Below are 7,106 nucleotides of genomic sequence, written 5' to 3' on the forward strand. Positions count from 1 at the left end.
GACCCGGCCCGCCCCGCTCGCGCATCGCTGTTCAGTTAGCCAAGGGGTGAGTACCCGCACAGGGCGCCGTGACGCCGCCCTCGGGGATCAGAGGCGGTCGAGGACCTGGGCCAGCAGGCTGCCCATGCGGGAGGCGGAGTCGCGGCCCGCCTGGAGGACCTCCTCGTGGTTGAGGGGCTCGCCCGTCATCCCGGCCGCGAGGTTCGTCACCAGGGAGATCCCGAGAACCTCCGCGCCCGCCTCGCGCGCCGCGATGGCCTCCAGGGTCGTGGACATGCCCACCAGGTCGGCCCCTATCGTGCGGGCCATGTTGATCTCAGCCGGAGTCTCGTAGTGCGGCCCGGGGAACTGGGCGTAGACGCCCTCCTCCAGGGTCGGGTCGACCTGCTGGCACAGGGCGCGCAGCCGCGGCGAGTACAGGTCGGTGAGGTCGACGAAGTTGGCGCCCACGATCGGTGAGGTGGCCGTCAGGTTGATGTGGTCGCTGATCAGTACCGGCTGGCCGGGGCGCATGCCCTCGCGGAGGCCGCCGCAGCCGTTGGTGAGGATGATGGTCTTGCAGCCCGCGGCCACGGCGGTGCGTACGCCGTGTGCGACGGCGGCGACACCACGCCCCTCGTAGTAGTGCGTACGGCCGAGGAAGACCAGCGCCCGCTTGTCGTTGATCCGGTACGACCGGATCCGGCCCGCGTGGCCCGCGACGCCGGGCGGCGGGAAGCCGGGCAGCTCGGTGACGGGGAACTCGTGCTCGGGCGCCCCGAGGGCGTCGGTGGCGGGGACCCAGCCGGAGCCCAGGACCAGCGCGACGTCGTGGGTTTCCGCGCCGGTCAGCTCGCGCAGGCGGGTGGCGGCGGCGTCGGCGGCGGCGTGCGGGTCGCCCTGATTGTCCCAAGAAACTGATGCGTTCACGCGCACGAGGGTAGCCGGTAAGTGCCTACGCGCGTAGACGGAGTCCGCCGAGGTGTTCGGATCGTTGCATTGCCGCAAGGCTCACGGCCGGACCCAGCAGGGTCACATTGCCCCGGACCCACCGGATCAACCGGCCCCCCGGGTCAACTGGACCACCGGGTCAACTGGACCACCGGGTCAACGGGACCCACCGGGTCAACCGGGCCACCAGGTCAACCGGGCCACCGGGTCATCCGGACCACCGGGTCAAGCGGACCAAGGGGTCAAGCGGGCCACCGGGTCAGGCGGGCCACCGGATCAAGGGGTCAACCGGAATCAAGGGGTCAACCGGACACACCGGACTCAGCAGGGGCGCTTTCGCAGTTCCATCACATAGTCGTGCGGCGCCCCCGCCGACTCCGCCGCGTCGGCGATCTCGCCCAGGTAGCGGGCCGAGGGCAGCCCGCCCTCGTAGCCGTTGAGGACGTAGAGCCAGGCGGCCTCGTCGCCGTCCAGTGTGTGGACGCGGATCCGCATCCGGCGGTAGATGTCGAGGCCGACGCCCTCCCAGCGGTCCATGGAGTCCTCGTCCATGGGGGCGATGTCGTAGAGGGCGACGAAGACCTGGGAGCGCGGGGCCTCCACAATCGTGGGGAGAGCGCCTTCCCAGCCCATCTGCTCACCGCCGAAGGTGAGGCGCCAGCCGTTCAGCCAGCCCGTTCCGCGCAGCGGGGAGTGTGGTGCGCGGCGGGACATCAGCCGCGCGTCGAGGTTGCCGGCGTACGCGGCGTAGAGCGACATGGGTCTGAGGGTACGGGAGTGGGGTGGAACGGCCCTCGGGGTGGGAGGTTCGGTGAGAGGTTTCGTACGGCGGTCGCCCCCGCGAAACCCCCCGGGCTGAAGGCATTCGAACCGGTGCGGGACAATGGAGCATGTGACTCGGATCGTGATCATTGGTGGCGGACCCGGCGGCTATGAGGCGGCGCTGGTCGCCGCGCAACTCGGCGCGGAGGTGACCGTCGTCGACTGCGACGGTCTGGGCGGGGCGTCGGTGCTCACCGACTGTGTGCCGTCGAAGACGTTGATCGCCACCGCTGAGGTGATGACGACCTTCGACTCCTCCTACGAGGAGCTGGGGATCATCGTCGCCGACGACACCCCGCCGCTGGAGCAGGCGGCCCGGGTGGTCGGCGTGGATCTGGGCAAGGTCAACCGCCGGGTGAAGCGGCTCGCGCTCGCCCAGTCGCACGACATCACGGCCTCGGTCACCCGGGCCGGCGGCCGGGTCATGCGCGGGCGCGCGCGGGTGGAGCCGCAGCAGTCGCTGGACGGCTCGCGGCGGGTGATCGTAAGGGCCGCGGACGGCAGCGAGCAGACGCTGGTGGCGGACGCGGTGCTGCTGGCGACGGGTGCCCACCCGAGGGAGATCCCGGACGCGAAGCCGGACGGCGAGCGGATCCTGAACTGGACGCAGGTGTACGACCTGGACGAGCTCCCCCAGGAGCTGATCGTGGTCGGCTCCGGTGTCACGGGCGCGGAGTTCGCGGGTGCCTACCAGGCGCTGGGGTCGAAGGTCACGCTGGTCTCCAGCCGGGACCGGGTGCTGCCGGGCGAGGACCCGGACGCGGCCGCGGTGCTGGAGGACGTCTTCCGGCGCCGGGGGATGAACGTGATGTCCCGATCCCGGGCGCAGGCCGCCAAGCGGGTCGGGGACCGGGTGGAGGTCACGCTCTCGGACGGGCGGGTGATCTCCGGCACCCACTGTCTGATGGCGGTCGGCTCGATCCCGAACACGGCGGACATCGGCCTGGAGGAGGCCGGGGTCAAGCTGGCGGAGTCGGGGCACATCCTGACCGACAAGGTGTCCCGGACCAGCGCGCCGGGCATCTACGCGGCCGGTGACTGCACCGGGGTGCTGGCGCTGGCGTCGGTGGCGGCGATGCAGGGCCGGATCGCGATGTACCACTTCCTGGGGGACGCGGTGGCGCCGCTGAACCTGAAGACGGTGTCCGCGAACGTCTTCACCGACCCCGAGATCGCCACGGTCGGCTACTCGCAGGCGGACGTGGACGGCGGGAAGATCGACGCCCGGGTGGTGAAGCTGCCGCTGCTGCGCAATCCGCGGGCGAAGATGCAGGGCATCCGGGACGGCTTCGTCAAGATCTTCTGCCGTCCGGGCACCGGCATCGTGGTCGGCGGTGTGGTGGTCGCGCCGCGGGCGAGCGAGCTGATCCACCCGATTTCGCTGGCGGTCGACAACAACCTGACGGTGGAGCAGATCGCCAACGCCTTCACGGTCTACCCCTCGCTGTCCGGTTCGATCGCCGAGGTGGCGCGGCAGTTGCACACCCGGAAGACTCAGGAAGAGTCGTAGATCCGGTCCTTATAGCACTTCGCACCTTCAGAGATGTCCAACTTCTGCTAATTGGTGCAAGCTGCTGAAAACAGACGGTCGTTGGCGTTACTGTCAGTTTCGTGTTCGCTGCAGAACGTCGCCAATTGATCCTTGAAATGGTGCGTGCGAACGGAGCGGTGTCGCTCCGGGAGCTCGCCCGCGTCGTCCAGACCTCCGAAGTGACCGTACGGCGTGATGTGCGGGCGCTGGAGGCAGAAGGACTGCTCGACCGCCGGCACGGCGGTGCGGTGCTGCCGGGCGGATTCACCAGGGAGTCCGGCTTCCCGCAGAAATCCCATCTAGCGACCGCGGAGAAGACGGCCATCGCCGATCTCGCGGCCGGTTTCGTCGAGGAGGGCGAGGCCGTCGTCGTCGGCGCCGGAACCACCACCCAGGAGCTGGCCCGCCGGCTCGCGCGGGTTCCGGGGCTGACCGTGGTCACCAATTCCCTGCTGGTCGCACAGGCGTTGGCGCATGCCAACCGGGTCGAGGTCGTGATGACCGGCGGCACCCTGCGCGGCTCCAACTACGCCCTGGTCGGCAGTGGCGCCGAGCAGTCCCTGCAGGGGCTGCGGGTCTCGCGCGCCTTCCTGTCCGGAAGCGGGCTGACCGCCGAGCGCGGCCTGTCCACCTCCAACATGCTCTCGGCCAGCGTCGACCGGGCGCTGGTCCAGGCGGCGGCGGAGGTGGTCGTGCTCGCCGACCATACGAAGCTGGGCTCCGACACCATGTTCCAGACGGTGCCCACCGATGTGATCACACGGCTGGTGACCGATGAGCCGCCCGCCCATGACGACCGTGCCCTGACCGAGCTCCAGGCCCTCGCGGACCAGGGGGTTCAGATCGCCGTGGCCGGGCCGGGCGCGGGGTCCGGCCCGGCCGGGAGCGGTGAGGGCGGCGGTTCGGCGGGGCGGCAGTCGGGGCGGCCGGGCCCGTCCCAGGGTCGTGGTGGCGGCGAGGAGGGCCTGCCGCTGCCGGGGCCGCGCCGCAACCATCCCCACCCTCCGGGCGGGCCCGGCTCCGCCCAGCTGCGCAATGCGGTGCCGCTGGCGGAGCAGCAACCGGGGCGGGTGGCGGACCTGGCGCCGCGCCGCCGCTAGCGACTGGCCGCCGGATCGTGACGCCTGCGGCGGGCTGCTCCCCTCCCCGTCCCTTCCCGCGACTGGGGCTCCGCCCCAGGCTCCGGGGTCCAGGGGCGAAGCCCTGCCACGCGGCGGAGCCGCATGCCGATGCCGCGGGAAGGGGCGGGGAGGGGAAGGCATCGATATGCGGCTCCGCCGCGTGGTCCGCCGGACACCCTGTTACGAGTGGTCGCCGACGGGTGTCAGCGGGCCTGGAGACCCGGGTGTCGGCGGACCTTCGGCTGCCGGCGCGTGCTGAGCCCCGGGTGTCAGCGGGCCTTGAGGCCCGTGAAGGCCAGTGCCAGCAGGCGGTCGGCCAACTCCGGGTCGTCCGGCGACTGCTCCACGGCCAGTGCGATCGCGTTCGTGAGCTGCATCAGATCGGCGATGACCACATCGGACCGTACGGCACCGCTCTGCTGGGCGCGGGCGAGCAGTTCGCTGCCCGCCTCGCGCAGCGGCAGACCGCAGCCGCGGGACAGCTCCGAGGTCTCGTCGCCCGAGCACGCCATCAGTGCCTGGGACAGCCCGCGGTACGTGCTCGCGTGGTCCACGATGGCGCGCAGCCAGTCGATCAGCGCCTGACACGGCCGCGGCGCCTGGGCCAGCTCCCGCGACCGCTCCAGCAGGGCGCATATCTCGCCCTGGAAGACCGCGCCCATCAGCGCGGTGCGGTTGGGGAAGTGGCGATAGAGCGTGCCGATGCCGACGCCCGCGCGGCGTGCGATGTCCTCCAGCGAAGCGTCGGTACCGTGCTGGGTGAAGGCCGTGCGCGCCTCGGCCAGCAGCCGGTCGTAGTTGCGGCGCGCGTCGGCGCGCATGGGGCGCGGTGGCGTCTGCGCCGTGGCTGTCTCGATCGCCATCGCGGTCCTCCCTGCCGTGCCTGCCCGTGAGTCAAGCATGCCATTTCGTGACCGGAGGCACGCCCTGGCCAGGCAACGCGGGTGCCGGAGGCGGCATCAAACGGGGCGACGGCACCGTGCGTTGCGGTGCGCCGGAGTGGAAGAACAATGGGACTGACCAGTCGATCACTCGAGTATGTGGCGATCGCCCTCGCCGTGGCGTGCGCGGGGCTGACGCTCTGGCTGTGGCCGCGCTTCGCGGGCCGGGGCGTACGGGCCTGGGCGGGTCGGCTGGCCGCCCTCGCCGTGACCCAGTGCGCGATCGTGGCCGCCCTGGCCCTCGCGGTGAACAGCAGCTTCCAGTTCTACGGGTCCTGGGACGAACTGCTGGGCGAGGACGATGCGGCACCGGCGGCCCTGTCCCATGTGCAGGGCGGCGCCGCGGGGCCGGTCGGGGAGTCGGGCGGTCTGGTGCGGCCCGCCCCGCCGCAGGGGCTGAACACGGTGCACGGACTGCCGAGCGGGCCGCCCACCAAGGCGGGCAGGGTGGAGTCGGTGCGGATCCTGGGCCGCCGCAGCCAGGTGGCCAACCCGGCGTATGTCTATCTGCCGCCGCAGTACTTCCAGCGCCAGTACGCCCGGCAGCGCTTCCCCGTGATCGTGGCGATCAGCGGCTACCCCGGCGGATCCTTCCTGCTGGCCCAGCATCTGCGGCTGCCCCAGACCGCGGGCGGGCTGATCCGCACCGGGGCGCTGCAGCCGGCCGTCATCGTGATGGTGCGGCCCACCATCGCCCCGCCCCGCGACACCGAGTGCGTGGACGTCCCCGGCGGCCCCCGGGCCGAGACCTACTTCGCCCGGGACCTGCCCGAGGCGCTGCGGGCGCACTACCGGATCGGCCATGACCCCAGCGCCTGGGGCGTGCTGGGCTACTCGTCGGGCGGCACCTGCGCCCTTCAGCTGACCCTGCGTCATCCCCGCGTCTACAGCGCGGCCGCGGCCCTGTCGCCCGACTACCGCGTGGTCAACGACCCCACCACCGGCGACCTCTTCGGCCGGGGCCCGGCGGGCGAGCGCGGGAAGCGGGAGCACGATGTGCTGTGGCGGCTGCGCCATCTGCCCCAGCCGCAGGTGTCGGTGCTGGTGGCCTCCAGCCGCCGGGGCGAGCCCGACTACGGCGCCACCCGCGACTTCCTGGCCGCGGTCCGGCCGCCGATGAGCGCGCAGTCGATCATCCTGGACCGGGGCAGCCACAACTTCCGCACCTGGCGCCGCGAACTGCCCACCGCCCTGCGGTGGATGAACGGCCAGCTGACTTTCCCGCAGGACGTCGTGCACGGCCGCTGAGCGGGCCGTACACGAAGACGGCGGGCCCCGGCCGGATGATTCCGGCCGGGGCCCGCCGTCATGGGGCATGTGGTGGGGCGGTCAGCCCTCGACCTCAGCGTCAGTCCTCGACCTCAGCGTCAGTCCTTGATCTCGCAGATGACCGCGCCCGAGGTGAGGGACGCGCCGACCTCGGCGGCCAGGCCCTTGACGGTGCCCGCGCGGTGGGCGTTGATGGGCTGCTCCATCTTCATGGCCTCCAGGACCACGACGAGGTCGCCCTCGGCCACCGTGTCACCCTCGCCCACGGCCACCTTGACGATGGTGCCCTGCATCGGGGAGGCCAGGGTGTCACCGGAGGCGGCGGAGCCCGACTTCTTGACGGCCTTGCGCTTCGGCTTCTTCGAGCCGCCCGCGGGGGCGGTGGCCACGCCCAGGGAGGCGGGCAGCGAGACCTCAAGACGCTTGCCGCCGACCTCGACCACGACGGTCTCGCGGCCGGTGGGCTCCTCGGCCTCGTCCACCCCGGCCGGG

The 7,106-nt window shown here is 72.0% G+C and carries 7 protein-coding genes; 3 read left to right on the forward strand and 4 right to left on the reverse strand.

All coding sequences use genetic code 11. From position 1 onward, the window contains the following. Window positions 1-87 precede the first annotated feature (87 nt). Together GWI24_RS37295 and GWI24_RS37300 are read right to left on the reverse strand one after the other, a co-directional pair. On the reverse strand, window positions 88-915 hold the full coding sequence (locus GWI24_RS37295; protein ID WP_374103386.1) for a purine-nucleoside phosphorylase: 828 nt from the start codon (window positions 913-915) through the stop codon (window positions 88-90). A 336-nt stretch (window positions 916-1,251) separates the two neighbouring features. Beyond that, window positions 1,252-1,689, reverse strand: coding sequence for a gamma-glutamylcyclotransferase (locus tag GWI24_RS37300; RefSeq protein WP_020870716.1), 438 nt, complete (start codon window positions 1,687-1,689; stop codon window positions 1,252-1,254). Window positions 1,690-1,813: 124 nt separating this feature from the next. Between GWI24_RS37300 and GWI24_RS37305 the strand changes: the two genes are divergently transcribed. Next, the gene (locus GWI24_RS37305) at window positions 1,814-3,262 is read left to right on the forward strand and encodes an NAD(P)H-quinone dehydrogenase (protein ID WP_210950481.1); all 1,449 of its coding nucleotides are present in this window, start codon (window positions 1,814-1,816) and stop codon (window positions 3,260-3,262) included. 137 nt (window positions 3,263-3,399) lie between these two features. Continuing rightward, window positions 3,400-4,383 carry a DeoR/GlpR family DNA-binding transcription regulator gene (locus GWI24_RS37310; protein WP_247617418.1) on the forward strand — a complete coding sequence of 328 codons (984 nt, stop codon included), beginning with the start codon at window positions 3,400-3,402 and terminating at the stop codon, window positions 4,381-4,383. 290 nt (window positions 4,384-4,673) lie between these two features. Here the strand turns inward: GWI24_RS37310 and GWI24_RS37315 are convergent, their stop codons facing one another. Then, window positions 4,674-5,267: a TetR/AcrR family transcriptional regulator gene (locus GWI24_RS37315; protein WP_210950483.1), complete on the reverse strand. Its 594-nt coding sequence runs from the start codon at window positions 5,265-5,267 to the stop codon at window positions 4,674-4,676. A 147-nt stretch (window positions 5,268-5,414) separates the two neighbouring features. Here GWI24_RS37315 and GWI24_RS37320 point away from each other — a divergent pair, with 147 nt between their 5' ends. Next, on the forward strand, window positions 5,415-6,593 hold the full coding sequence (locus GWI24_RS37320) for an esterase family protein (protein WP_210950484.1): 1,179 nt from the start codon (window positions 5,415-5,417) through the stop codon (window positions 6,591-6,593). A 119-nt stretch (window positions 6,594-6,712) separates the two neighbouring features. On the opposite strand, the gene GWI24_RS37325 is transcribed toward GWI24_RS37320, so the two are convergent. Beyond that, window positions 6,713-7,106 (reverse strand): biotin/lipoyl-containing protein (locus GWI24_RS37325; protein ID WP_247617419.1); only part of this gene is annotated, 394 nt, incomplete at its 5' end.

It is taken from the genome of Streptomyces sp. MK37H (genome assembly GCF_018035285.1).
In the GTDB taxonomy this organism is placed as follows: Bacteria; Actinomycetota; Actinomycetes; order Streptomycetales; family Streptomycetaceae; genus Streptomyces; species Streptomyces endocoffeicus.

Excerpts from the sequence above, each read along its gene's own strand:
- GWI24_RS37300 (WP_020870716.1), bottom strand. The coding sequence starts at position 1,689 with ATGTCGCTCTACGCCGCGTACGCCGGCAACCTCGACGCGCGGCTGATG.
- GWI24_RS37305 (WP_210950481.1), top strand. The coding sequence starts at position 1,814 with ATGGAGCATGTGACTCGGATCGTGATCATTGGTGGCGGACCCGGCGGC.
- GWI24_RS37310 (WP_247617418.1), top strand. The coding sequence starts at position 3,400 with ATGGTGCGTGCGAACGGAGCGGTGTCGCTCCGGGAGCTCGCCCGCGTC.
- GWI24_RS37315 (WP_210950483.1), bottom strand. The coding sequence starts at position 5,267 with ATGGCGATCGAGACAGCCACGGCGCAGACGCCACCGCGCCCCATGCGC.
- GWI24_RS37320 (WP_210950484.1), top strand. The coding sequence starts at position 5,415 with ATGGGACTGACCAGTCGATCACTCGAGTATGTGGCGATCGCCCTCGCC.